26 protein-coding genes are annotated in these 25,624 nt (G+C 61.0%); 13 read left to right on the top strand and 13 right to left on the bottom strand.

Annotated features, from left to right (window positions below; genetic code table 11):
- The first annotated feature begins 569 nt into the window (after window positions 1-569).
- Window positions 570-1,271, top strand: a complete 702-nt coding sequence (locus CPter91_RS16565; protein ID WP_061942115.1) for a 4'-phosphopantetheinyl transferase family protein — start codon at window positions 570-572, stop codon at window positions 1,269-1,271.
- Between the two features lie 75 nt (window positions 1,272-1,346).
- On the top strand, window positions 1,347-1,595 hold the full coding sequence (locus CPter91_RS16560; protein ID WP_061942113.1) for a hypothetical protein: 249 nt from the start codon (window positions 1,347-1,349) through the stop codon (window positions 1,593-1,595).
- A 140-nt stretch (window positions 1,596-1,735) separates the two neighbouring features.
- Here CPter91_RS16560 and CPter91_RS16555 read toward each other — a convergent pair whose 3' ends face one another.
- Window positions 1,736-1,957, bottom strand: coding sequence for a hypothetical protein (locus tag CPter91_RS16555; protein WP_061942111.1), 222 nt, complete (start codon window positions 1,955-1,957; stop codon window positions 1,736-1,738).
- A 160-nt stretch (window positions 1,958-2,117) separates the two neighbouring features.
- Here CPter91_RS16555 and CPter91_RS16550 point away from each other — a divergent pair, with 160 nt between their 5' ends.
- Entirely contained in the window at window positions 2,118-2,507 is a 390-nt protein-coding gene (locus tag CPter91_RS16550; RefSeq protein WP_236905841.1) for a hypothetical protein, read from the top strand.
- A 211-nt stretch (window positions 2,508-2,718) separates the two neighbouring features.
- Entirely contained in the window at window positions 2,719-3,774 is a 1,056-nt protein-coding gene (locus CPter91_RS16545; protein WP_236905840.1) for an oxidoreductase, read from the top strand.
- A 547-nt stretch (window positions 3,775-4,321) separates the two neighbouring features.
- Here CPter91_RS16545 and CPter91_RS26995 read toward each other — a convergent pair.
- Window positions 4,322-4,480, bottom strand: coding sequence for a hypothetical protein (locus CPter91_RS26995; protein ID WP_167595185.1), 159 nt, complete (start codon window positions 4,478-4,480; stop codon window positions 4,322-4,324).
- Between the two features lie 76 nt (window positions 4,481-4,556).
- The gene (locus tag CPter91_RS16540) at window positions 4,557-5,426 is read right to left on the bottom strand and encodes a LysR family transcriptional regulator (protein ID WP_061942107.1); all 870 of its coding nucleotides are present in this window, start codon (window positions 5,424-5,426) and stop codon (window positions 4,557-4,559) included.
- A gap of 104 nt (window positions 5,427-5,530) precedes the next feature.
- On the opposite strand from CPter91_RS16540, the gene CPter91_RS16535 reads away from it, so the two are divergent.
- Window positions 5,531-5,971, top strand: a complete 441-nt coding sequence (locus CPter91_RS16535) for a multidrug/biocide efflux PACE transporter (RefSeq protein ID WP_061942105.1) — start codon at window positions 5,531-5,533, stop codon at window positions 5,969-5,971.
- A 75-nt stretch (window positions 5,972-6,046) separates the two neighbouring features.
- On the opposite strand, the gene CPter91_RS16530 is transcribed toward CPter91_RS16535, so the two are convergent.
- The 7 genes from CPter91_RS16530 to CPter91_RS16500 form a co-directional block, all read right to left on the bottom strand.
- On the bottom strand, window positions 6,047-6,319 hold the full coding sequence (locus CPter91_RS16530; RefSeq protein ID WP_082792925.1) for a DUF1488 family protein: 273 nt from the start codon (window positions 6,317-6,319) through the stop codon (window positions 6,047-6,049).
- Window positions 6,320-6,698: 379 nt separating this feature from the next.
- On the bottom strand, window positions 6,699-7,754 hold the full coding sequence (locus CPter91_RS16525) for an adenosine deaminase (protein ID WP_061942101.1): 1,056 nt from the start codon (window positions 7,752-7,754) through the stop codon (window positions 6,699-6,701).
- Between the two features lie 101 nt (window positions 7,755-7,855).
- Entirely contained in the window at window positions 7,856-8,584 is a 729-nt protein-coding gene (locus CPter91_RS16520) for an amino acid ABC transporter ATP-binding protein (protein ID WP_061942099.1), read from the bottom strand.
- On the bottom strand, window positions 8,565-9,221 hold the full coding sequence (locus tag CPter91_RS16515; protein ID WP_061942097.1) for an amino acid ABC transporter permease: 657 nt from the start codon (window positions 9,219-9,221) through the stop codon (window positions 8,565-8,567). The genes CPter91_RS16520 and CPter91_RS16515 overlap by 20 nt, the downstream gene beginning before the upstream one ends.
- A complete protein-coding gene (locus CPter91_RS16510; protein ID WP_061942096.1) occupies window positions 9,218-9,907 on the bottom strand; it encodes an amino acid ABC transporter permease in 690 nt (229 codons plus the stop codon). The genes CPter91_RS16515 and CPter91_RS16510 overlap by 4 nt, the downstream gene beginning before the upstream one ends.
- A gap of 27 nt (window positions 9,908-9,934) precedes the next feature.
- A complete protein-coding gene (locus tag CPter91_RS16505; RefSeq protein ID WP_417924862.1) occupies window positions 9,935-10,687 on the bottom strand; it encodes a transporter substrate-binding domain-containing protein in 753 nt (250 codons plus the stop codon).
- Window positions 10,688-10,715: 28 nt separating this feature from the next.
- Window positions 10,716-11,453, bottom strand: coding sequence for a GntR family transcriptional regulator (locus tag CPter91_RS16500; RefSeq protein WP_099047214.1), 738 nt, complete (start codon window positions 11,451-11,453; stop codon window positions 10,716-10,718).
- Between the two features lie 273 nt (window positions 11,454-11,726).
- Between CPter91_RS16500 and CPter91_RS16495 the strand changes: the two genes are divergently transcribed.
- Window positions 11,727-12,206 (top strand): GNAT family N-acetyltransferase, encoded by a 480-nt coding sequence (locus CPter91_RS16495; protein ID WP_061942090.1) that lies wholly within the window; start codon window positions 11,727-11,729, stop codon window positions 12,204-12,206.
- A gap of 16 nt (window positions 12,207-12,222) precedes the next feature.
- Here CPter91_RS16495 and CPter91_RS16490 read toward each other — a convergent pair whose 3' ends face one another.
- A complete protein-coding gene (locus CPter91_RS16490) occupies window positions 12,223-13,128 on the bottom strand; it encodes a choline sulfate utilization transcriptional regulator (RefSeq protein WP_061942088.1) in 906 nt (301 codons plus the stop codon).
- Between the two features lie 104 nt (window positions 13,129-13,232).
- Here CPter91_RS16490 and betC point away from each other — a divergent pair, with 104 nt between their 5' ends.
- Both betC and choX read left to right on the top strand, forming a co-directional pair.
- Entirely contained in the window at window positions 13,233-14,759 is a 1,527-nt protein-coding gene (gene betC / locus CPter91_RS16485) for a choline-sulfatase (protein WP_061942086.1), read from the top strand.
- Between the two features lie 16 nt (window positions 14,760-14,775).
- Window positions 14,776-15,723: a choline ABC transporter substrate-binding protein gene (choX, locus tag CPter91_RS16480; RefSeq protein WP_061942085.1), complete on the top strand. Its 948-nt coding sequence runs from the start codon at window positions 14,776-14,778 to the stop codon at window positions 15,721-15,723.
- Window positions 15,724-15,778: 55 nt separating this feature from the next.
- Here the strand turns inward: choX and ppc are convergent, their stop codons facing one another.
- Window positions 15,779-18,628 (bottom strand): phosphoenolpyruvate carboxylase, encoded by a 2,850-nt coding sequence (ppc, locus tag CPter91_RS16475; RefSeq protein ID WP_099047213.1) that lies wholly within the window; start codon window positions 18,626-18,628, stop codon window positions 15,779-15,781.
- A 265-nt stretch (window positions 18,629-18,893) separates the two neighbouring features.
- Between ppc and hemC the strand changes: the two genes are divergently transcribed.
- The 5 genes from hemC (at window position 18,894) to CPter91_RS16450 (ending at window position 24,553) form a co-directional block, all read left to right on the top strand.
- A complete protein-coding gene (gene hemC / locus CPter91_RS16470; protein ID WP_082792923.1) occupies window positions 18,894-19,835 on the top strand; it encodes a hydroxymethylbilane synthase in 942 nt (313 codons plus the stop codon).
- Window positions 19,828-20,610, top strand: coding sequence for a uroporphyrinogen-III synthase (locus tag CPter91_RS16465; protein WP_061942081.1), 783 nt, complete (start codon window positions 19,828-19,830; stop codon window positions 20,608-20,610). The genes hemC and CPter91_RS16465 overlap by 8 nt, the downstream gene beginning before the upstream one ends.
- Window positions 20,607-21,818: a uroporphyrinogen-III C-methyltransferase gene (locus tag CPter91_RS16460; protein ID WP_061942079.1), complete on the top strand. Its 1,212-nt coding sequence runs from the start codon at window positions 20,607-20,609 to the stop codon at window positions 21,816-21,818. Before CPter91_RS16465 ends, CPter91_RS16460 begins: the two co-directional genes overlap by 4 nt.
- A gap of 4 nt (window positions 21,819-21,822) precedes the next feature.
- Window positions 21,823-23,019, top strand: a complete 1,197-nt coding sequence (locus CPter91_RS16455) for a heme biosynthesis protein HemY (RefSeq protein WP_061942077.1) — start codon at window positions 21,823-21,825, stop codon at window positions 23,017-23,019.
- A 211-nt stretch (window positions 23,020-23,230) separates the two neighbouring features.
- On the top strand, window positions 23,231-24,553 hold the full coding sequence (locus CPter91_RS16450; protein WP_061942075.1) for a hemolysin family protein: 1,323 nt from the start codon (window positions 23,231-23,233) through the stop codon (window positions 24,551-24,553).
- 80 nt (window positions 24,554-24,633) lie between these two features.
- On the opposite strand, the gene CPter91_RS16445 is transcribed toward CPter91_RS16450, so the two are convergent.
- Window positions 24,634-25,623: a hypothetical protein gene (locus CPter91_RS16445; RefSeq protein WP_061942074.1), complete on the bottom strand. Its 990-nt coding sequence runs from the start codon at window positions 25,621-25,623 to the stop codon at window positions 24,634-24,636.
- Between the last annotated feature and the right edge of the window lies 1 nt (window position 25,624).

Here is a 25,624-nt window from a genome sequence, read left to right as displayed (position 1 = left end):
AATATTTATATTTGGTACAGCTAATCTGGAGTGTGCGGTCCGAACCTTACGCAGGACTTGCTTGAAACTTACAGAAACTTACACAAAGGAAATGTCGAAGTGTTATGTGTTTCCTCCTGTCAACTTTGACAGCTGTGCCGATTTTCCCCAGAAGTTACAATGGCTCCGTCTTCTACACTCTCCCCGAGTTTGGATTCGGCCCGTGACCGCAAGGTATCGCGGGCCTTTTTTTTGCCTCCGTGCACGAGTCAGAGGGGCAATCGTCATACGGCAGTCATGCTGTTGTCATCTTGTCTGCGTAAAATGCAAAGCGTTGACTTAGTGCTCACTCATAAAGCCGGATCTAGCTGAACCCAGTCGGATGCGCGTTTTTCGAAGGGTGTCTTGCCATCAGCAGGTTAGCCGGTAGCCTCGATCACCGGCACCAGATGCCCCATTGCCTTATGAACCCGCTGCCGCAAGGTGTGCGGGTTTTTGCATTGCTGCAGCGGAAATCCGAGGCCGACGCGCCCGGACGCTATAATCTTTGATCCGATGGCGATGCCGTCCAGGATCTTGATTGAAAAACCATGCCATTTTCCGCCGACCTTGTAACTGCTTCCCTTTTACCGCAGCTGCCGGATTCCGTCAGCCAGGCCGGGCTGCGCTACGTCGTCGACGCCGCCCAGCTGGCTGGCCTGAAAGCCGCCGGCATCGTGCTGCCGGCGTCGCTGGCCAATGCAGTGCTGAAGCGCCAGGTGGAATTCGCCGCCGGCAGGTTGTGTGCCCGCCAGGCCCTGCACCAGCAAGGCTATGGCGGGAGCGAGACGCTGGCGATCGGCGAGCACCGGGCGCCGCTCTGGCCGCAGGGCTTTATCGGTTCGATCAGCCATGGCGACGGCCAGGCGATTGCCGTGGCGGCCGCGAGCGGGGAGTGGCGCGCGCTGGGCATCGATATCGAAAGTCTACTCAGCCGCGAGGCGGCGCAACCTTTGGTTGCGCATCTGATGAGCACCGCCGAAGAGGGCATCGGCGATACTGCGGGCTTGCCGCTGGAACGCTGGCTGGGACTGGTGTTTTCGGCCAAGGAAAGCCTGTTCAAGGCCCTGTATCCCTTCGTCGGGCGCTATTTTGACTTTCTCGACGTCGAGGTATGCGAGCTGGACCAGGTGCAGGGCAGCCTCATGCTGAGACTGCTGAGCAGCTTGTCGCCGCAGTGCGTCAAGGGCAGCGAATACTGCATCCGCTACCGTTATTCAAACAATAATATCGCCACGCTTTGCCTATTCTGAGGGCTTGCCCGATAGCTGCGAACGACTGGATATTTGCGCCGCGGCATCTATACTAAAAATCTTCTGGAGGTTTTTATGAAGGCAGCCAAGATCATTGAAATGTGGGGTAGGGCCAGTCGCCAGGTGCCGCTCACCAGCGACGACGACATCGTGCAGATGTTCGCCAACGAAATCGCCAAATTATCCTATAAGCTGACCGAGGAAGAGCTGTTCCGGCTGATCGCGGTCGGCGCGCTGGTCTATCAGCGCGGCTTCCGCGAGTTTGACGGCAACGTCATGGCGGACCTGCTGATCCGGACCTTGCGCGAGGGCGGACGAGCGTAGGGCGGTTCCCATCCTGTCGTGCCGGTCTAATGAAAAAGCCTGCGTCCTCACGGTTCGCAGGCTTTCTCATGTCGGCCAAGGCGGATGTCTGAAGCAGCCTAGACGGGGCTGCCTAGATGAGGATGCCTAGACGGGGTCGCCTAGACCCTGACGATTTTTTCGCCGGTCAGGTCAATCACGAATTTTCCTTCCGCATACGGAGTCAGCGCCCGCCCGTCCGCCAGCTTGTAGATTTCACGTCCCGGCAGGGAAGCGACGGTGCCGTTTGCAGCTGCTCTTTCAATCGAGTCCTTATAGCACTCCACATGATAGGCGTTCCCTGTTTCTTTGCCTTTGGCGTCGAATTTTTCTGCTAAATCCATAAATGTCTCCTTGTGCGCGAGGTTGGAATACCTGCGGTTACGATACCAGATTTTATTTAACGATTGTAGTAATCAATGCATTCCTCCGCCATCGCGCCTGCCCACCCGGCCGCTATCCATTGCCGCTATCCTCCGCGGCGCGTACCATGAGGGTCGCAGCATGGCAAATTCTACAGAGGAAGCAGTAATGAACGACGGTTTGACAAGAGATGAATACGACGCGCTGGAACAGATCGGCAAGGGAACGCACGGCCGGGTGAGCGCTTGCGTGGCAAGAAACACCAAGCGCCTGACAGGGCTGAAGTTCATCGCGTATGAAAAGAACGGCGGCCTGTCGCTGACCGAAAAGGGACAGCAGACCTTGTTCATCAGGAATTGCATCGATGGCCTGCGCGCCATCGCCAGTGATCCTGGCAGCAAGTTGACGGCTGATGTCGCCCTGTTCCTTGGCAAGAAGGGGCATATCAGCCCGAGGCCGGCTGGCGACGGTTTCGACATCACCGACAAGGGACGCGAATCGCTGGCGGATATCGATTCCGCAGCCAGCTAGAGGCTTCCCGCGGCTGGCGGCCGGCTTGTTTGGCGTAAAAAACAGGCCCGCCAAGTTATGCCCGGAGTATCAAGCTTGTGCGTTCGGTTAAAACCTATATGAATCAAAGACTTGATTAAAATCATTGATGGTTATCCACAGGACTGTCCACAATTTCTGTGGGTAACTTTTGCTGTGGATAATCTTTGCATCATTAGTTAGGAGTCTGACTTTGCATACCAAGCCCCTGTTAAAAATCGGCCTGCTGGGCTACGGCTTTGCCGGCGCTACCTTCCATGCGCCGCTGATCGGCCATTCCGGCCGCACCGAAGTCAGCGCCATCGCCAGCAGCCAGGCGGACATCACTAGTCAAGCCTGGCCGCAGGCGCGCATCGTCGCTGACCTGGACGCCTTGCTGGCGGATCCCACGCTCGACTGCATTGTCATCGCGACGCCGAACGACACCCATTTCGATTTTGCCCGCCGTACGCTGGCAGCCGGCAAGCACGTAGTGGTCGACAAGCCGGTTACCCTGACGGCCGAAGAGGCGCGCATTCTGGAGCGCGCTGCGCGTGACGCCAAGCTGTTGCTGGCGCCGTTCCACAACCGCCGCTGGGATGGCGATTTCCGCACTGTGCAGGCGCTGCTGGCCAGCGGCCGGCTTGGCCACCTGACCCATTTTGAATCGCATTTCGACCGCTTCCGGCCTGCCGTGCGGCAGCGCTGGCGCGAAAATGCACTCAGCGGCGGGGGCTTGCTGTACGACCTCGGCCCGCACCTGGTCGACCAGGCGCTGCTGCTGTTCGGCGCGCCGCTCAGCGTGAACGCCACCGTGGCGGCCTATCGCGAGCATGCCGAGGCGGACGATTATGTCCACCTGCAGCTGGGCTACGCCGACAAGCAGGTGGTGCTGCATGCCAGTGCCTTGAGCGCGCTGGAAGCGCCGCGCTTCGTGCTGCACGGCCGTCGCGGCAGTTACCTGAAAACCGGCCTGGACAGCCAGGAAGATCAGCTCAAGGCAGGCCTGAGGCCGGGCCAGCCGGGATGGGCCAGCAATCCGCCCGGCCTGATCCGGGAAGTGGACGGCGCGCTCGACGTGCGCGGCGAACTGGCTACCCTGGATGGCGCTTACGTCGAGTTTTATCGTGCGGTAGCAGCAGCGATACAGGATGGCGCGCCGTTTCCGGTGGCGCCGGATGCCGCCGTCAGCGTCGCCGAGATCCTGGAGCTGGCGCGCCAGAGCGCGCAAGAAGGGCGCCGGCTGCCTTATGCTGCAAAGCAATGGTAACGCTATCATTTGCGTGAATAACTGTTATGCGTTAAATAAATTGGCGGCTTGCAGATCAGCTCTATATAGTTACACCTGTCTCCTCCAACACCTCCTAAGGTTTGGATTCAAGCCCGCGCCGCAAGGTTTCGCGGGCTTTTTTTTTGCCTCACGGCTGCGGAGAATCGGCGGTATTTGACAAAATTCCCTTGTGTTCTTGGCAAAAACAGAGTACTATCCTTGAATGGCCTGTCGTATCCAGCTGTAAAAGATACGATACGGGCCAATACAAGAGTAGATTCGTTACACGTCGGAGCCACTTTCCAGATAGGTCTGGGCTTCGGGAATCTTCTCCTGTATTGAAGAATACAAAAAACCTGCTTGCCTTGCGGCCGCAGGTTTTTTTGCGTCTGATACCGTATTTTTACTATATTGCGGTGCGCAATATTTCCCACTATAGTGATTTCGTCTCCTCCAACTCCCCCTATGGATTGGATTCAGCCCGCGCCGCAAGGTCCAGCGGGCTTTTTTTTGCCCGCTGCAAAAGAAGAGTCGTCGCCGGCGCCGCTCAATGATGAGATTTGGTGGTCCGGCTCCGCTGCAGGCGGGCGTTGGAACGCGCATTGCGGTTGTAGCTGGAGAGAAAGCCGCGGCTCTTGAGTTCTTTGTGCAGCAGGAAGACGGCAAGCAGGGCGGCGAAACTGGCGGAGGCGAGGACGATTAACATTTTTTGTCGGCTTTCTGAGTGATACAGGAAACAGAGCAAAATCCGCGCCAGACCAGCCCTGGCCGTATGCTGACATTTATCGCGCCATCAGCGTATCCAGCAGCCAGCTGCCGGCCGGCCCCAGCCCGCGATGGCGCGACCAGACCGCGTCCACCTGTATGCTTTTCGGCCAGCCGCGCACCTGCAGCTCCAGCAAGCGGTCAGCGGCAAAGCGCTTGGCCAGCCAGTACGGCAGTTCGGCCCAGCCGAAGCCGAGCTCGGTCATTTCGAGCAGCAGCAAGTAGCTGGAAGCGGTCCAGGACTGGCCGCGACGGCGTTGCGTGCTGTCCGCGCTATCTTCGCCATACGTGCTGATGCGCAGTTCGCGCGCGTTGTGCAGCATTTCGGTGGTGATGTGGCGCGCCTTGGTCAGCGGATGCTGCTTGCCGACATACAGGCCGATGGCCGAGCGGTCGGGCACCGATTCGAAGCCGATGTCCGGCGGGTAATCCGCCTGCGCGGCCACCAGCCCGAGATGGGCGCGTCCTTCCTGCACCAGCGTCACCACGTCGTTACGCTCCGCAATCATGCATTCCAGCTCTAGCGCGGGATAACGTTGTTCAAAACTGGTGAGGATTTCTTCAAAGCGGTCTGACTGGTAAGTGTCGGACAGCACCAGCGTCAGCTGCGGCTCGAGGCCGTCGGCCAGCCTGTGGGCTGCGCGTTCCAGGCGGTCGCTGGCCTCGATCACCTGCTGCGCATGGACCAGCATCGCCCGGCCTTGCGGCGTCAGGCCGGGACGGCGAGTGCTGCGGTCGAACAGCGTCAGGCCAAGGTCGATCTCGAGGTTGGCGATGGCTTCGCTGACGGTCGATTGCTGCTTGCCCAGCTTGCGTGCTGCTGCGGAAAAGGAGCCCAGCGTCGCCGCTTCGACAAACATGAACAAGGTTTCCAGCGAATGGCGCATGGGGTCTCCAATGTATCGGTTTAACCGATGATAACTAGTTTGATAGTATCAGTTTAATCGAAGAAAATTCTTGCATCAGGCATTTCTGAAGCAACGGAGGCAGTATGAATACCAATAAAACCTGGGGTGAGCGTGTTACCCACGCATTGATTTTCGAAGCGCTGGCAGTGGCGCTGACGGCACCGGTGCTGTCGTGGGTCATGAAAATGCCGATGGCGCACGCCGGCGCGCTGACCCTGATGATCTCGCTGGTGGCGATGAGCTGGAACATGATTTTCAACGCCATGTTCGATCGCGTTGAACGGCGCTGGCGCATCGTCCGCACGATGGCGGTGCGGGCCGTGCATGCGCTGACGTTTGAAGCTGGCCTGGTGGCGATCGTGGTGCCGCTGGTGGCGTGGTGGCTGGAGATGAGCCTGCTCGACGCGCTGATTCTCGACATCGGCCTGCTGATGTTCTTCCTGCCGTACACCTTCCTGTTCAACCTAGGTTACGACAAGCTACGCGAAGCACTGTTGAAGCGGCGTGCGCTGGTCAATCATTGAACCTGCGGGTGAGCAACCATCGCAGGCAGCGGCTGCCTGCGGTCATCGCTTAAGCGATGCTGGCTAGCGTCTGGATTATTGGAAGTAGCCGCTACCAACTACCAGCGGTTTTCCTTCCAGGCCGGCGCTGATCAGGCGGCGGGCGACGCCTTCGATCTTGCTTTGGAAAGCCCGGTAGGTATCGAGCAGGTCGAGCTTGGGATCTTTCGAATGCGAGAGATCGGAAAGGGTGGTTGCCGGCACCAGGCACTGATATTGTTTGAACTCGACTGTTACCGAAAACAGGATCCCGGCTTTAGTCAGAAGCGGTGCCGCAAGTGCGGGTGCAGCAAGTACGTTGTCCATCATGGTCTCCACGATATTACGGTTGCGCAGAGTCAGACGGGATCGATAGGGCAGGCTATCTGGCTGCTCCCCAATGATGTACGTAAACTGTCTCGCTGGCAAGGACTATGCAAGCGCCGGTTTTGAGTTTTGTTATGCACTCTCCGAATGTAGGGTGGGCACCTGTGCCCACGCGTGACCTATACACATCGACAGTCTTATGCGCATCTGCCGTCCAAGGTGGGGTAATCGTCGCGCGTGGGCACAAAGGCGTGCCCACCCTACGCGCTGCGGGCTTTTTTTGTCCATGTCGCGCATGTGAAAAACCCGCCGCGCCAGACTGGCAGGGCGGGTTGCGGCAAATCCGCCGGCGCCTCAAATAGCGCCGGCCAAGCCAGCGCAATCAATGCGCCATGCAATAGCCATCCAGTTCCAGCAGCAACTGCTGTTTGGCCGCAGCCGGCAGGAAAGTCGCTTCAAAGGCATTCCGCGCCAGCATCACCAGTTCGGTGCGGCTCAGGCGCAGCGACGCTGCCACCGCCAGGAAATTGGCATTCATGTAGCCGCCGAAATAGGCTGGATCGTCAGAGTTGACGGTAACCGCCAGGCCGGCGTGCAGCAGGCGCGCCAGGTTGTGCTTGCGCATGTCGTCGACCACGCACAGCTTGAGGTTGGAGAGCGGGCACACCGTCAGCGGAATCCGTTGCTCGGCCAAGCGTTTCATCAGCACCGGATCTTCTTCGCTGCGTACGCCGTGGTCGATGCGTTCGACGTGCAGCACATCCAGCGCATCCTTGACGTATTGTGGCGGACCTTCTTCGCCGGCGTGGGCGACCAGATGGAAACCGAGCTCGCGGCAACGCGCGAATACCCGCGCAAACTTTTCCGGCGGATTGCCGCGCTCGGCCGAATCCAGGCCGATGCCTATCCACAGGTCGCGGTATTCGGCGCGCAGCGGCAGCGCCGCTTCCAGCGTGGCGAAGGCGTCTTCTTCCGACAGATGGCGCAGGAAGGACATGATGATGGCGCTGCTGAAGCCGTGCCGCTCGCGCGCTTCGCGCAAGGCGCGGGCGATGCCGGCGAACACCACTTCGATGGCGATGCCGCGTTCGGTATGGGTTTGCGGGTCGAAGAAGATTTCAGCATGGCGCACGTTGTCGGCGCGCGAACGCACGATGTAGGCCATGGTCATGTCATAGAAATCCTGTTCGGTCTGCAGCACCGCGGCGCCGGCGTAGTACAGGTCGAGGAAGGATTGCAGGTCGGTGAAAGCGTAGGCCGCGCGCAGTTCTTCGACCGAGGCGTAGGGCAGGCTGACGTTGTTGCGTTGCGCCAGCGCGAACAGTAATTCAGGTTCCAGCGTGCCTTCGATATGCAGGTGCAGTTCCGCTTTCGGCAAGCCTTCGATGAAGGAAATCAGGTCTGCTGCCAGGGGCGGGGTGGTGCTTATTGAATTCATGTGTGCTTCCATATTAACGGTGCCTAATCCGCAATTTTACAGAATTGCGCAAGCCTCCCCCCGTTTTCCCGACAAGTCGCCAATTTTTAGGCAACTTGCTGCTAGTTCGCAGCCCCCAGGAATTGCTGCAGTTCGACCGTTTTCGGATTCACGAAAATCTCTTCCGGCGGTCCGATTTCATGCACTTTCCCCTGGTGCATGAACACCACGCGGTCGCAGACTTCGCGGGCGAAGCGCATTTCATGGGTCACCATCAGCAAGGTCATGCCTTCATCGGCCAGGCTGCGTACCACCGCCAGCACTTCGTTCACCAGTTCCGGATCGAGCGCCGAGGTGATTTCATCGCACAGCAGCGCCTGCGGTTGCATGGTCAGCGCGCGCGCAATCGCCACCCGCTGCTGCTGGCCACCGGACAGCTGGTCCGGATAGGCGTCGAATTTTTCCGTCAGGCCGACTCGTGCCAGGTTGTCCTGCGCCGACTTGCGCGCCGCCGCTTCGGTCGTGCCTTTGACGATCATCGGCGACAGCATCACGTTGCGGCCGACCGTCAGGTGCGGAAACAGGTTGAACTGCTGGAAGATCATGCCGACCTTGAGGCGCAGCGCGCGCAGTTCCAGCTCGCTCTTGCCGAGATGGGCGCCGGCGACGCTGATATTGCCCTCGTCGATGCTTTCCAGACCGTTGATACAGCGCAGCAGGGTGCTCTTGCCGGAGCCGCTCTTGCCGATGATGGCGATCACTTCGCCGGCTTCGACGTCGAGCCGGATGCCCTTCAGCACCTGATTGTCGCCGAAGCTCTTCTTTACATTATCAATCGCGATGAGTGCCATTGAATTTCCTTTCCAGAGACTGACTGTATTTGGACAGCGGCCAGCACAACGCGAAATACATCAGCGCGACCACGGCATACACCGTGAACGGCTGGAAGGTAGCGTTGGTGATCATGGTGCCGGCTTTCGACAGCTCGACGAAGCCGATGATCGAGGTGACCGCGGTGCCCTTGACGATTTGCACGCTGAAGCCGACGGTAGGCGGAATCGCAATGCGCAAGGCTTGTGGCAGGATCACATGGCGCATCTGCTGCAGGTAGGTCATCGCCAGCGACGACGAGGCTTCCCACTGGCCGCGCGGAATCGCTTCCACGCAGCCGCGCCAGATTTCCGCCAGGTAGGCGCTGCTCCAGCAGGTCAGCGCCAGGCCGGCCGCCAGCCAGGCCGGCACGTCGAGGCCGAACAGCGCCAGGCCGAAAAAAGCCAGGAACAGTTGCATCAGCAGCGGCGTGCCCTGGAACAGCTCGATGTACATTCTGGTGAGGCGCTGCAGCCAGGTTTTCTTGGAGCTGCGCAGGAACAGTACGATCAGGCCAAGCAGGCCGCCAAGGGCAAACGAGGCCAGCGACAGCAGCACGGTCCAGCGCAAGGCCAGCAGCAGGTTGCGCACGATATCCCATAGCGAGAAGGAAATCATGCTGCCCCCTTCGGCAATGAACGCGCTGGCCGGCCGAACAGCAGGTTGCCCAGCAGGCGCAGCAGCTGGCGCAAGCCGATCGCCAGCACCAGGTAGATGGCGGTGGACAGCAGATAGGATTCAAACGAACGGAAATTGCGGCCCTGGATGAAGTTGGCCGCGTAAGCCAGTTCTTCTACCGCGATCTGCGAACAGACGGCGGAACCGAGCATCACGATCACCACCTGGCTGGACAAGGCCGGCCAGATCTTTTGCAGAGCCGGCGGCAGGATCACGTGGCGGAAGATCTGCATCCTGGTCATCGCCAGGCTAAGGCCGGCTTCGATCTGCCCACGCGCCACGGCAGCGATGCCGGCGCGGATGATTTCGCAGCTATAGGCGCCGAGGTTGATCACCATCGCCAGCAAGGCTGCTTCCATTTCTGTGATCTGCAAGCCGATGCCGGGCAGACCGAAGAAAATGAAAAACAGCTGGATCAGGAACGGTGTGTTGCGGATCAGCTCGACATAGGCGCTGACCAGTGGCCGCAGCCAGCGCGGTCCCTGGGTCTTGGCCCAGGCCGCGCAGATGCCGACCGCGATGCCGAGCACGCCGCCGATCGCAATCAGCTCGATCGTGACCAGCACGCCCTTGATCAGCACGGCGGGATAGTCGAACGCGGCGAGGAAATCAAAGTGGTAGCTCATGAGACGGGGTCCGCGGCGCGCCAGCGATTACAGACTGGCCGGCAGCGGCATTCCCAGCCACTTGACGCTGATCGCGTTCAGTTCGCCGTCCTTCTTGGTTGCCGTCAGGATGGCGTTGACCTTGTCGAGCAGGTTCTTCTCGTCCTTGTTGAGACCGATCGAGCAGGGCGAATTCTTGATCAGGAATTTTGTTTCCGGTTTCTTCGGCGGATTCTTGGCGATGATTGCCGCCGCCACTACGTTGCCGGTTGCGACCAATTGCACCTGGCCTGAGAGGAAGGCGCTGATGGTGCCGTTGTTGTCTTCGTAACGCTTGATGGTGGCGCTGGCTGGCGCGATCTTGCTCAGCTCCAGGTCTTCCACCGCGCCGCGGGTCACGCCCACGGTCTTGCCGGCCAGATCGGCTGCACTGCTGACTTTCTGGTCGGCGCCGCCAAACACACCGTTATAGAAAGGCGCATAGGCTTCGCTGAAATCGATGACTTTTTCGCGCTCCGGATTCTTGCCCAGGCTGGAAATGATCAGGTCGACCTTTTTGGTTTGCAGGTAAGGCACGCGGTTGGCGCTGGTGACCGGCACCAGCTCGACCTTGACGCCCATTTTCTTGGCGATCAGGGTGGCGACATCGATATCCAGGCCCTGCGGCTTGAGATCGCTGGTGACCGAGCCGAACGGCGGGAAATCTTGCGGTACCGCGACTTTCAGTACGCCGCTCTTGACGATATCGGCCAGCGCATCGGCACGGGCGGTGCTGCTGAACAGGGCGGTAACGGCGACCATGGCAAACAGAATCTTGGGAAATTTCATGTTAAAACTCCTTCAGCTGGGGTGATATTGCGAATAACTGCTTGTCGAAATGGTCGTTGAGGGGGGCCAGTGCCTGCTGCAGTGGCGACAGCGGGCCTCGGCCGCTCTGCAGGGATTCTTCCAGGCCCGCCTCTACATTGCACAGATGGCTATGCATCAATTGTTCTGCCTGTTCCAGGTCGCCGTTTTCCAGCGCCGCAACGATGCCGACGTGTTCGGCGCAGGATTGCCTGGCGTGATGCGATGACTGGTACTGCATGGCGGTGAGCGTGGTGCGTGTGGTCAGGTCGCGCAGGGTATCGGCCAGCAAAGAGTTGCCGAACGATTCGCACAAGCAGACATGGAAGTCGCCCAGCAGGAAGCTGCGGCTGGCGACGTCGTCGCCTTCCAGCGCTGCCTGCTCGCGTTCGACGTGCAGGCGCAGAGCGCGGATCGCTTCCGCGCTGATCGGCCGCGCATGGCGCAGCAGGCCCAGTTCCAGCACGCGCCGTGCTTCAAAGGCAGCGCGCGCATCTTCCGGCGTCGGTTCGATCACATACCAGCCGCGGCGCGCGCTGACCGTGACGATGCCGCGCGTCACCAGCCGCGTCAGCGCTTCGCGGATCTGGGTGCGGCTGACGCCAAACAGTTCCGCCAATTGCTGCTCGCCCAATCGGGTGCCGGGCGCGAGTTTACGCGCCAGCATCGCTTCGGTGATCCGTTCGGCGATCTGGGTGGAGGATTTGGCGGCGATGGTCATATTGATGGCTCAGCAATTCGTGTGCCAGCCTGCTCATCCCAGCTGGTGCACCAAACTGATATACAAGATTGATGTACCAGTTCACCAAATTGGCATTTTAGGTCGAAAATTGTCACTAAAAAGGGGAGTGCCTGCGCTTTTTTGGCACGTGCGCCACATCGTCAGTTGATGTTGAAAAAGCATGATAAGAAAGCGCCGCAGGTGGCAGAATGGAGGGCTGCTTGCGCAACCGCCCGAAAAGGGCTCAACCGGAAATACAACCAGGAACCAGCAATGACCCAAGTATTCAATGCCGATCTATCCGACCCGCGCCATGCCGCCGCCATTGTTGAACTGTTGAACGGCTACGCCATGGACGCCATGGGCGGCGGCCAGCAACTGGCCGACTTTGTCCAGGCCAACCTGATTGCGGCGCTGAGAAAGAGAAGCGATGTGCACGTGGTGCTGGCGTTTGTCGAGGAGCAGCCGGCCGGCCTGGCGATCTGCATCGAGGGCTTTTCCACTTTCGCCTGCAAGCCGCTGCTGAACATCCATGATCTGACGGTGGCCAAAGCATTTCGCGGGCTAGGCATTTCCAAGTTACTGATGCAGCACATCGAGCTGGTCGCCATCGGCCTCGGCTGCTGCAAGATCACGCTGGAGGTGTTGGAACACAACCTGCCGGCGCAGGCGCTCTACAAGGCCAGCGGCTTTGCCGGCTATGAACTGAATCCGGCCATGGGCAAGGCCATGCTGTTGCAGAAGAAGCTGTAAGCCCGGCAACGCCGATTCACACGCACTGGCCGGTGATCCACTGACGGAACAGTTCGACTGCTACGCTGCTGCGCTGCGCGTTTGGCCTGACCAGGAAATAGCCGTTGTCGGTGCGGACAGGATGGTCAACTGCCTGCACCAGCTGGCCGCTCTCCAGCAGCGCCGATACCAGCGGCAGCCAGCCCAGCGCCAGCCCTTGTCCGGCGCTGGCGGCTTGCATCAGCAAGGGGTAATTGTTGAAGCTGAAGTCGTGGCCATGGCCGCGGCCGGCCGCCAGCTTGTAGCGGGCAAACCAGCTCTCCCAGCTAAGCCAGCGCGCCGGATCGTCGCTTTCCAGGTGCAGTAGAGGCAGTTGCGCTAAGTTTGCGGGATCGCCGCTCAAGCCATGTCTGTCTCTGAAACTCGGGCTGCAAACCGGGACGACGATTTCCGGAAACAGCAGCTCTGCCTCGCAACCGGGCCAGCGGCCGTCGCCGAAGGCGATGGCGACATCCACCGCTTCTTCGCGGATATCGAAGGCTTTCTGCGAGGTCACGATGCGTACATCCAGATCGGCCACCAGTTTGCGCAAGGCCCCCAGCTGCGGCATCAGCCAGTAAGAGGCGAAAGCGAAGTCGGTGGCGACGCTCAGCACCTGGCGCGTGCGGCGAGCGCGGATCTGCGCGACTGCATTGCCGATAGTACCCAGGCTGTCATGGACAGCTTCGAACAGGCGGGTGCCGTCGGCGTTCAGGGCAACGCCGCGATGCCCGCGCGTGAACAGCGCTACCCCCAGGTCTTCTTCCAGCAAGCCGATCCGGTGGCTGACCGCCGGCTGGGTGGTGCCGAGCTCTTTTGCCGCGGCAGTGAAATTCAGGTGGCGCGCCGCCGCCTCGAAGAATGCCAGGCTCTGTAGCGGCGGTAGTCGGCGTAGGTCTGCCATAAGCTCTCTTTATGGATGCATAAGGATTTGACGGCTTCACGACCGTAAAACCCCGATGCTAGACTAAATGCCAGCATAACGCCAACCAATGACTGGAGATGTCGATGAAGAGCCGCAAGCCGAATATTCTGATTCTCATGGCGGACCAACTGGCGCCCCGTGCGCTGGCGGCATATGGCAATCAGGTCAGCAAAACGCCGCATATCGATGCCCTGGCCGCCGCCGGCGTGGTATTTGATTCCGCATACAGCAACAGTCCTTTGTGCGCGCCGTCGCGCTATGTGTTCATGTCGGGCAAACTGCCATCCGCCATCGGTGCTTACGACAACGCCGCCGAGCTGGGATCGGAAGTACTGACCTTCGGCCACTACCTGCGCCATGCCGGCTACCGCACCATCCTGGCCGGCAAGATGCATTTCTGCGGCGCCGACCAGTTGCACGGATTTGAAGAGCGCCTGACGACCGATATCTATCCGGCGGATTTCGGCTGGACGCCGGACTGGGAGCATCCCGAGCAGCGTCCCAGCTGGTATCACAACATGAGCTCCGTGACCGAGGCAGGCCCTTGCATCCGCACCAACCAGCTCGATTTCGATGAAGAAGTTGTCGCCGCAGCCCGCCAGAAACTGTTTGATATCGCGCGCGACGACGATGAAAGGCCATTTTGCATGCTGGTCTCCCTGACCCATCCGCACGATCCCTATGCGATTCCCGAGCAGTACTGGAATCTGTACCGCGATGAAGAGATCGATATGCCACGGGTGGATTTGCCGACGGCGCAGCTGGATCCGCATTCGCTGCGCTTGCGCCATGTCTGCGACATGGACAGTACGCCGCTCAGCGCGCAGAAAATCCGCGATGCGCGCCATGCGTACTACGGCGCCGTCTCCTATGTTGATGAACAGATCGGGCATATCCGGCGCACGCTGGAACAGAGCGGCATGGCCGACGATACCGTCATCCTGCTGCTGGCTGACCATGGCGACATGCTGGGCGAACGCGGGCTCTGGTACAAGATGAGTTTCTTTGAAGGCGCTGCCCGCGTGCCGCTGATCGTGCATGCACCCAGGCGTTTCCAGCCGTGCCGCATCAGCGCGTCGGTGTCGCTGGCCGATATCTTGCCGACGCTGGTCGACCTGGCGTTCAATGGCGATGCGCCGGCCGCGCCGGAGGCCATTGCTGGCCGCAGTCTTTTACCGCATCTGCTGGGCCGGGCCGGGCATGACGAAGTGATCGGCGAGTACCTGGGCGAGGGCGCGCTGGCGCCGATCGTGATGATACGGCGCGGTTCCTACAAGTTCATCCATTCGGCGCCCGATCCTGACCAGCTCTATCACTTGGGAAGCGATCCTGACGAGCTGCACAATCTGGCGCGCGATCCGGAGGCTGCCGCGGTGCTCCAGCAATTCCGACAGGAAGCGGCGGCCAGGTGGAATCTTCCGCAGCTGCATAAACAAGTGGTCGCCAGCCAGCGGCGCCGGCGCTTTCATTTCGCCGCCCAAGGCCGTGGCACGCAGCGCCACTGGGATTACCAGCCGGTGCAGGACGCCAGCCGCCGTTTCATGCGCAACCACATCGACCTCGACAAGCTGGAAGCGATGGCGCGCTTTCCGGCCGTCAAAGCGGCTTAAGCGCCAGGGAGCAGCCATGTGGAAAACACGGTTTTCATCGATGCTGGCGGTGCTCAGTGTTTGCGCAAGCCAAAGCGCCTTTGCCGCCGAAGCGGAGGCCTGCAAGCTGGTGCGCATGGCCGATCCCGGCTGGAGCGACATCGGCGCCACCAATGCCGCGGCGGGTATAGTGCTGGCGGCGCTCGGCTATGAGCAGCGGGTGGCCCACCTGTCGGTGCCGATCACCTTCATCGGCTTGAAAAAAGGCCAGATCGATATCTTGCTGGGCAACTGGATGCCAGCCCAAAAGCCATTGATGGAAGCGCAACTCAAGGACGGCGCCTTCGATATCCTGCACGCTAATCTTGTCAACGCCAAGTTCACGCTGGCGGTGCCGCGCTATGTCGCCGCGGCCGGCGTCAAGTCGTTCAAAGATCTCGCCAGGTTTGCGGATAAATTCGACAGCAAGATATATGGCATCGAAACCGGCGCGCCGGCCAACCAGAATATCAAGACCATGCTGGACGCCAAGTCCTACGGTTTGGCGGGCTGGAAGCTGGTGGAGTCGAGCGAGCAGAGCATGCTGAGCCAGGTGGCGCGCAAGGTCGCCGCCAAGGAATGGATCGTGTTCCTGGCCTGGGAACCGCATCTGATGAACAGCAGCTTCCAGCTGACTTATCTGGATGACGGCGATGCCTATTTCGGTCCCAACTACGGCGGCGCCAGCGTCAATACGCTGGCGCGCAAGTCTTATCGGGCGCAATGCCCCAACGTCGGCCGCCTGTTCAGCCAGCTGGAATTTAGCGTCGACATGGAAAACAAGATCATCAACGACGTGCTGGCGCAGAAAGTGGATGCGAAGACCGCCGCGGCGCGGCAGTTGAAACTGCACCCGGAGCTGCTGCAGGCTTGGCTGAATGGCGTGAAGACACGTGGCGGCGAAGATGGTTTGCCGGCAGTGAAGCAAGTACTTGGCCTAAACTAGCGAGAGTCAGTCAGTAGAGTGGGCACGTTTTTGTGCCCACCCTACACGGAGCCCGTCAGCCCGTATTGCGCAAGCCGGCGGCAATGCCGTTGATGCTCAAGTGGATGCCGCGCTTGACCCGTTCTTCCGTCGTGCGGCCGGCCGCGGTCACGCTGCGGTGGCGCTTGATCAGCTCGACCTGCAAGTGATTCAACGGATCGAGATAGGCGAAGCGGTTCTTGATCGAACGCGCCAGCAATGGATTGCCGGACAGGCGGTCCTTGGCGCCGGTGATGGCCGACAGGATGCTGCTGGTTCGCTCATGCTCATCGACGATGCGCTTGAAGATGCTGTTACGCAGCTTGCGGTCGGTGACCAGCCCGGCGTAGCGCGAGGCCACCGCCAGGTCGGTCTTGGACAGCACCATGTCCATGTTCGACAGCAGGGTGGCGAAGAATGGCCATTCCTTGTACATCGCGCGCAGGGTCGCCAGCTTTTGGCTCTTCAGCTTGGCGTCTTTTCCTTCTTCCAGCCAGCTCTCGATGGCGCTGCCGAAACCGTACCAGCCCGGCAGCAGTAAGCGGCACTGGCCCCAGGAAAAGCCCCATGGAATCGCCCGCAGGTCTTCGATGCGGCGTGTCGATTTGCGCGAAGCAGGGCGCGAGCCGATGTTCAGCTCGGCGATCTCGGCAATCGGCGTGGCGGCGAAGAAGTAGTCGGTGAAGCCCGGGGTTTCATACACCAGGTTGCGGTACGACTGGTAGGCGCGTTCCGATAAGCCGTCCATCAGCTCTTCGAACTCGCCCAGCTTTTTCATCTGCTTGCTGTCGGCGGTGTTCGGCATCAGGCTGGCTTCCAGCGTCGCCGCTACCAGCAGCTCCAGGTTGCGGCGGCCGATTTCCGGGTTGGAGAACTTGGACGCGATGATTTCGCCTTGTTCTGTCAGGCGGATCTGGCCGTTGACGGTGCCCGGCGGCTGCGCCAGGATCGCCTGATAGCTAGGGCCGCCGCCGCGGCCGACAGTGCCGCCGCGGCCATGGAACAGGCGCAGCTTGACGCCGGCGCGGTCGAACACACGCACCAGCTGGATTTCAGCCTTGTACAGCTCCCAGTTGGAGGTGAGGAAGCCGCCATCCTTGTTGGAATCGGAATAGCCCAGCATCACTTCCTGCAGCTTGCCTTGCTTGGCGATCAGGCGGCTCACCGGCGGCAGCGCCATGAACTGTTCCATGATGGCGGCCGCGCGGCGCAGGTCGGGAATGGTTTCAAACAGCGGAATCACCATCACCTCCAGCGTACTTGCGGCGTGGTTCTTGCCGTCGGGACGCAGCAAGCCGGTTTCCTGCTGCAGCAGCAAGACTTCCAGCAGGTCCGACACGGTCTCGGTATGCGAGATGATGTAGTTGCGGATCGAGCGCGCGCCGTAGCGCTGGCGCATCTCGCCGGCGGCGCGCAGGATGGACAGCTCGGAAACGGTTTCGTCGGAGTACTCGATATACGGCGAGTACAGCAGGCGCGGCTTGGCCAGTTCGGCCAGCAGCAGGTCGATCTTCTGTTCTTCGCTCAGTTTGTCGTAGGCGCCTTCCACCTGCGCCTGTGCGAACAGCTCGGTCAGCACCCGTTCGTGGACGTCGGAACTCTGGCGCATATCGAGCGAGGCTAGATGGAAGCCGAAAATCTCGGAGGCGCGCTTGAGCGTCGCCAGGCGCGGCTTGATCAGGGCGCTGCCATGATGCGCGCGCAGCGAGTCTTCGATGATCTGCAGTTCCTGCGTGAATTCCTGTGGCGCTGCATAGTGCGCCGCGGCGCCGACTTCCTGGCGCAGGATGTTGGTGGCGCCCAGCTCGCGCGCAGTCGAGGCCAGTCGCGCGTAGATCCCGATCAGGGCGCGGCGGTAGGGTTCGTCGGAGCGGTGATCTGATGTATCCGGCGAATTTTCCGCCAGCACCAGCAATTCCTGGTTGACGCTGACCATCAGGGTCGAGACCGACAGTTCGGCGCCCAGCGCATGCACTTCCTCCAGATAGAAGTCGAAAATCGTGGTCGACTGCCGCGTCAGCGCGCGCTGCATGGTGCCGGCGTTGACATTGGGGTTGCCGTCGCGGTCGCCGCCGATCCAGCTGCCCATTTGCACGAACGGCGCCAGTTCAGTGGTGGCGCTGCGGCCGCGGGTCGGGAACTGGGTGGCGATTTCGCCTTCGATGTCGTCGTACAGGGCCGGCAGTTCGCGCAGGAAGGTGATGCGGTAGTAGGACAGGGCGTTTTCGATTTCGTCGGCCACGGTCAGCTTGGTGTAGCGCAGCATGCGGGTTTGCCACAGAGTGGCGATACGGCCGCGCAGCAGTTCGGTGTTGTCACGCAGTTCCTTGGCGGTCAGCGGACGGTCGCGCTCGGCCAGCAGGCGGGCGATTTCGCGCTCGGCGTCGAGGATGCTCTTGCGCTGCACTTCGGTCGGATGGGCGGTCAGCACCGGCGAAATCAGCGCATCCTTGAGGAAGTTGCGCACGGTGGCGCCGGACACGCCGGCATCGTCCAGTTTGCTCAAGGCGTGGGCGACGCTGCCGGCTTGTGCGGCCGAACCGGCCAGCAGATGGGCGCGGCGGCGGCGGTTGTGGTGCTGGTCTTCGGCGATATTGGCCAGATGGGAAAAATAGGAAAACGCCCGCACCACCGAATTGGTCTGGTCGCGCGTGAGCTTTTTCAGCAGCTTGTCGAGATCGGCGCCGGCTTGCGGGTCCGATTCGCGGCGGAAGCGCACCGCCGTCTGGCGAATGGTTTCGACCACTTCAAATACCGCATCGCCCTCTTGTTCGCGCAGCACATCACCCAGCAAGCGGCCCAGCAGACGGATATCTTCCTTCAGCGGCGCATCTTTGTTGGGAGGGGATTTTTTTACCTGGACAGCAGAATTCAATTGTTTTGCCATTTTAACGAGTGCAATCAGCTTTTCTGGGGTGAGGGACGAAGGGCGTGTAACAGTTACCAAGGGCCATACGCTTGCGATATAACCATTCCGATATAGGATGTACAACTGAGGCTACAGGGGGCACATGTTAAAATCCACAGCGGAAACAATGCATTTCGCAACGCATTTCGTTGGGCATTTTTGATATGGCTTGTTGGCGGTCAGATAACTCTGGTCCGGCGACGTCTGCTGCATCAAGATGCATGGCTAATACCTGAAAGAACCTGTGTCGAAATTATCCTCCCCCTCCAAGTTGATCATTGCATCGCGTGAAAGCCGTCTCGCCATGTGGCAAGCGGAACACGTACGTGCGCGCTTATCTGCATTATATCCAGACTGTAATATAGAAATCCTCGGCATGACCACCCGCGGCGATCAAATTCTTGACCGCACCTTGTCGAAAGTGGGCGGCAAGGGGTTGTTCGTGAAGGAACTGGAAGTGGCGATGGCGGAAGGCCGCGCCGACCTGGCGGTGCATTCGCTGAAAGACATGCCTATGGACCTGCCGCAGGGTTTTGTGCTGAGCGCAGTGCTGGAGCGGGAAGATCCGCGCGACGCTTTCGTCTCCAACGACTATGCCGGGCTGGACCAATTGCCGGCCGGCGCCGTGGTCGGCACCAGCAGCCTGCGCCGTCAGGCGCTGATCGCTGCGCGCTTCCCGCATCTGCAGATCAAGCCTTTGCGCGGCAACCTCGATACCCGGCTGGCCAAGCTGGACCGCGGCGAGTACGCCGCCATCATCCTGGCTGCGGCCGGGCTGAAACGGCTGGGCCTGGCGCAACGCATCAAGGCGCTGATCGAGCCGGAGCAAAGCTTGCCGGCGCCGGGGCAGGGCGCGATGGCGATTGAAATCTGTGAAGACCGCGCCGATCTGCAGCACATCCTGGCGCCCCTGAATCATTTGCCGACCGCGCAGGCAGTGACGGCGGAACGCACTTTGTCGCGCGCTTTTGGCGGCAGCTGCCAGATCCCGTTGGCGGCTTTTGCTACCATCGACGGCGCCCAGATGCGCCTGCGCGCCATGATCGGCACGCCGGACGGCAAGCATGTCGTGACTGCCGATGCCAGCGGCGCTGCCGATGCGCCGCAGGCGCTGGGTGGAAAGATTGCCGAACAGCTGGCGGCGCAAGGCGCGGCGGCAATCCTCGCACTTTGCCGGGATGCCTAGCCCAACCTTGCATCCTGTCATCGTCACCAGGCCGGCGGCGCAAGCCACGGCGCTGGCGCAGCAGATTACGGCGCGCGGCCGCCAGGCGATTGTGTTCCCCTTGCTGGAAATCCTGCCGCTGAACGACAGCGCGCCTTTGCAAGCAGTGCTGGCGCAGCTAACCAGCTACGCGCTGGTGGTGTTTGTCAGTCCAAATGCGATCGACGCCGCCATGCGTTTCATTCCCGCCTGGCCGCCGCAGGTGGCGATCGGCATCGTCGGCGAGGGGAGCCGGGCAGCCTTGGCGCAATATGGTCTGACGGCGCAAAACACCACCATCTTCAGTCCGCCCGACCTGGCGCGCACCGATTCGGAAGGCTTGCTGCAGGCGCTCGACCTGGACTCCCTGCGCACAGCCCCGGTGTTGCTGGTGCGCGGCGAGAGCGGGCGCGATTTTTTTGCCGACGCCTTGCTGGCGGCAGGCATCAAGGTGCAGGCGGTTGCCGCTTATCGGCGCCAGGCGCCGGCGCTGGATGCGGAGGGAAAAATCCGCTTGCTGCAATTGCTCAACAGCCAAAACGACTGGATCGTCACCAGTTCGGAGGCCTTGCGGCACCTGCTGGACCTGGTGCGGCAGGTCGAAAGCGGCAGCGGTGTTGCAAAAATCCAACAGCAGCATCTCCTTGTGCCACATGCCCGTATTGCCGAATCTGCACATGCGCTTGGATTTAGCGAGGTTACTCTCACCGGCTCAGGCGACGAACGGCTGCTAGCCGCGTTACAATTCCCGCTATGAACGAATCGATACCCACTCCAGAATTGAACCAGTCCGCTGGTCCTGCCGCCAGTGCGGCGACGTCGCCGTCCTCGGGAGCGCAGCCGGTGCTGCAGCCGTATGCGGTCAATAGCGGCAAAAGCCGTGGCGGCAAGCTCGGCCTGGTGTACCTGGCTTTGCTGCTGCTGGCGCTGCTGCTGGCCGGCCAGTGGTGGGCGATGCATAACGAAAACAACAAGCTGCGCCAGGAAATCGCGCGCCGCCTGCAAGTCGGCGACAGCAGCAATACCGAAACCAAGGTGCTGGTGAAGTCGGTGCAGGATGGCACCAAGGAGCTGCAAGGCAAGGTCAGCGTGCTGGAGAGCAAGCAGCTGGAATCGCAGAGCCAGCAACTGGCGCTCGAGCAGTTGTACAAGGATCTGTCGAAAAATGGCGATGAGCAAGCCTTGTCAGAAGTCGAAGGAACGCTGTCGACCGCCAGCCAGCAGCTGCAGCTGGCCGGCAACGTGCAGGGCGCCCTGATCGCCTTGCAGAATGCCGACAAAACCCTGTCGCGTTCCGACAAGCCGCAGTTCATCATCGTCCGCCGCGCCATCGCCAGCGACATCGAAAAGCTCAAGGCCTTGCCGACGTTGGACGTGACCGGCATCGCCGTGCGTCTCGACAGCATCATTGGCCAGATCGACAGCATGCCGCTGCTGTCGGATGAAAAGCCGGTGTTCGGCGTCAGCCAGCCGAGCAACCAGGCGCCTGCCGACGGCAAGGTCAAGCCGGCCAAGGCTGCCGCCAATGCCGCAGTTAATACGAACATCGCCAAGTCGCAAGCCGCCACCGATGCCGCCGTGACCGACTGGAAAAACCGCATGCACGACGCCTGGCAAAGCTGGAGCTCGGAAATGTGGACTGAAATCAGCCAACTGATACGGGTGCGCACGGTCGCCACGCCGGATGCCTTGCTGCTGTCGCCGACCCAGGCCTATTACGCCCGGGAAAACCTGAAGCTGCGCTTGCTGAATGCGCGCCTGGGCCTGTTGTCGCGCAATGAATCGGCTTTCCGCAGCGATCTGATCGCGGCGCAGGAAACCATTACCAAGTATTTCGACACCCGCGCCAAACAGACGCAGACCGTGCAGACCATGCTGAAGCAGGTTCAGAACAGCAATCTTTCGATCACCATGCCGGCGCTGGATAGCCCGGCGGCGATCCGTACTTACAAAGGCAAGCCATAGTCATATGCGATTCTTTCTCCGGCTTGTAGCTCTGTTTGCGGTCGCCATCGGCCTGGCTGTGTTGGCGCGTTACAACCCCGGTAACGTGGTGCTGTTTTTCCCACCTTATCGGATCGACCTGTCGCTGAATTTCTTCGTCGTCCTGCTGCTGATCCTGTTCATCATCCTGTACGTGGTGATCCGCACGATCCGGGTGACCCAGAAACTGCCGGCGCGCGTGATCGGCTATCGCCGCCATAAACGCGAGACGACGGCCAACAACGCCTTGCGCGACTCCCTCAAATCGCTGTTTGAAGGCCGTTTCGGCCAGGCGGAAAAGGCCGCCACGCGCGCCGCCGAACTGCAGGACAACCTGGGGGTGGCGGCGCTGATCGGCGCCCGCGCCGCGCATCGCATGGGGCAACCCGAGCGGCGCGACATCTGGCTGGCCAGCATCGAGGACGACGAGCCGTTGAAAACCGCACGCCTGATCACAACCCTGGATCTGCTGGTGGACGAGCACAAATCGCAGGCCGCGCTGCAAGCTGTGAGCGAGCTGAACGCCCGCGGCACGCGCCATATCCACGCCTTGCGGCTGGCGCTGAAGGCTAACCAGCAAGCCAAGAACTGGCCGGAAGTGCTGCGCCTGGTGCGCACCCTGAACAAGCACGATGCCTTGCATCCGGCCTTGTCGACCCGTCTGCGCGAGCTGGCCTATGACGGTTTGCTGTCGGACGATGCGCACGACGCCGAATCGATCACGCGTTTGTGGGCTACTGTGCCAAGCGAAGACCGCATCAAGCCGTTCATCGCCATGCGCGGCGCCAGCGCCTTCAACAAATGCGGCTTGCACGCCGAAGCGCGCGCCATCGTCGAGAAATCCATGGCGACCGAATGGGATCCGCGCTTGCTGGCAACCTACCGCGACGCGGTCGCCGCCGAAGCCACGCCGGCGCTGCTGGCGCAGATCGAGCATTGCGAACAGTGGACCGCCAAAGCACCCAACGATGCCGAACTGGCGCTGACCTTGGGTAGCTTCTGCTTCAAGCAGAAATTGTGGGGCAAGGCGCAGCGTCACCTGGAACAGGCCCTGTCGGATGCGGTAGCGCCGGCGACAGTGCGCGAAGCCCATCTGCGGCTGGGACAGCTGCATGAAGCGATCGAGCAACCGGAACTGGCGGCCGAACATTACCGGCAGTGTGCGCTGGCGACTACGCTGTAGCGGAAACAACCGACCGGCGCCGACGCTGTGCGGCGCCCGAGTGGGGCAGGGTTTTATGCGCTGATGTCGCGTAAATGACTCTGCCCCATTTTTATTGACGGGCTTTGTTCTTTTGTCAAACAGGCCCACTAACTTCTAACAACACCGATTTTGTCGAAATGGCCATGCTCGCCTATACTAGTGGTCCGTCATTACCTGTGAAAGAGATTCATTGAACAACCTGCTATTGGTTATTGCAGCATTATTCTTGGTAGCACTCAACGGTTTCTTCGTTGCTGCCGAATTTGGTTTAGTCAAATTACGCCAGACGCGCATCCGCGCCATCGCCAAGACCCAAGGCTTGCGCGGCCGCATCCTGGCCATCGTGCACCGCCAGTTGGACGCCTATCTGTCCGCCTGCCAACTCGGCATCACTCTTGCTTCGCTCGGCCTCGGCTGGATCGGCGAACCGGCTTTCGCCAGCTTGTTGCAGCCGTTGTTCGGCCTGCTCGGCATCAGCTCGCCGGAACTGATACATGGCGTCTCGTTTTTCTTCGCCTTCTTCCTGATTTCCTTCCTGCACATCGTGATCGGCGAACTGGCGCCGAAGACCGTCGCTATCCGTAACCCGGAAGTCATCGGCCTCTGGTGCGCCTTGCCGCTGTACGGTTTTTACTGGGCCATGTATCCCGCCATCTGGGCGCTGAACGCCAGCGCCAACTGGATCTTGCGCATGGCCGGCCTGGCCGGCGCCCATGGCCACGACTCGCAGTACTCTGCCGATGAGTTGAAGCTGATCCTGCGCGGCAGCCACGCCGGCGAAAAATTCAACCGCGACGAGTGGAACGTGCTGGCGCAGTCGCTCGACTTCAGCGAACTGGAGGTGTCCGACCTGATGCGCCCGATCAATGAGATCACTGCGCTGCACCAGGCCGCCAGCCTGCAGGAAAACCTGCAGACCATCTATCGCCACCGCTTCAGCCGCTACCCATTCTTCGACCAGAGCGGGGTCAATGTGCTGGGCGTGATCCATCTCAAGGATTTGTTCATCGCCCAGCAAGAGGGCAAGCCGATCGACAGCCTGAACGCCTTCCTGCGTCCGGTGGAATACGTCTCGCCGCGCATGCCGGCATTGGAGCTGTTCCGCCGCTTCCGTACCGGCGCACCGCACTTCGCCATCATCGGCAAGAAGGGCAGCAAGCCGGAAGGTTTCATCACGCTCGACAACATACTGGGCGCGATGGTGGGCGAGATCCGTGACGAATTCCGCCGCAACGACAATGAATGGAGCCGCCTCGACGACGGCACCTTGCTGGGCAAGGGCAGCCTGCCGATTTTCAGCCTCGAGCGCATCCTCGGCATCGACGTCGTCATCGACGGCGACGAAGACGTCGACTCGGTCGGCGGCCTGATCATGGCCAAGCTGGGGGATCTGCCGCACGAAGGGCAGAAGATAGCGTTCGACGGCTTCGATATAGTGGTCAAGAAAATGAACGGCCCGCGTATCGTGCTGGTGAAGGTGTATCCGGCGCCACGCACCTTTGACGCCGGATAAGCGTCTGCCTCCATCTCATTGCCGGGATATACCGCCCACTGCGGGCGGCAGCAGTGAAACTGACCTGAAAATCTCCGGCTCTACGGTAAAAACGCCCCCAGCCGCACCGACCAGCTTGCCATCGGCGTGACCGACCAGGCCGCGCGGTTGAACAGGTAAAGGCGCTGGCTGCGCAGCTTGTCCGGCCACGGCTGCTCGTTCAGCGCCAGCCCTAGGCTCGGCTGGCATTCCGGGCGCGGAAAGCGGCCGTCGTGGATCAGGATTTCCTGCGTGCGCTTGACATCCCCAGTCATGCGGAAGGCCATCGGCACCACTTCGTCGACCGGCAGGTCGGCCAACCAGGCATCGCCTACGCACCAGGACGGCTGCGCCGTGAGCGACAGCGCGACATTCTCCGGCAGCGCGGCCCGGCTGCGCCTGATGACGTCGGCCAGGAACGGTTTCTGGCTGTGCATGACTTCAAAATCCAGCTGTACCACCTGGCTCGGGCTGCGTTTCGCCGCCGCCGTGACGGCCCTGACGATGGTCTGCTTTTGCCGCTCGTTGAGCTGCGGCTTGTGGGCGCCGGACGCCATGTCGACATGGACGATGGTGACTAGCGGCGCTTTCGGCAGCAAGCGGCCAGCCGCCGACCATTCCGGCGGCAGGCGCAGCGCTTGCTGGCGGCGCCATACGGTGGCGCTGCCGTCGCGCAGCAGCACGGTGCTATCCAGCGCGGCGACGCCTATGCGCTGCGCTTGCAAATCGGCGCCGGCGGCATCGCCCGCTTCGGCGGACTTTGAGGCCCGGGTGCTGTTGGCAAGCCAGGAACGGGTGTCGTCCGGACGTTCCCATACCCACAGCATCAGCGGCGGCAGCGCGGCCAGCGCCGCCTGCCTGGTGGCGAATGCCGGCGCCGGTGCGGGCGCTTTGGCGGGGATGTTCTTTGCCAGCACGGCCTGGCCGCCGGCCAGCAGCAACAGGCAGCAGAGTTTCAGCCGCAGCAGCCGGACTGTCCGGTACAGATGATAAGAAGCACTCAAGATGAATTCCAGGTTCGGTGTCTGCAGCCTGCCGATAAAAAAAGGCAAG

The organism is Collimonas pratensis, from assembly GCF_001584185.1.
GTDB classification, from domain to species: domain Bacteria; phylum Pseudomonadota; class Gammaproteobacteria; order Burkholderiales; family Burkholderiaceae_D; genus Collimonas; species Collimonas pratensis.
Note: the sequence above shows the minus strand (reverse complement) of the source record. Positions and strands in the feature narration are given on the sequence as shown.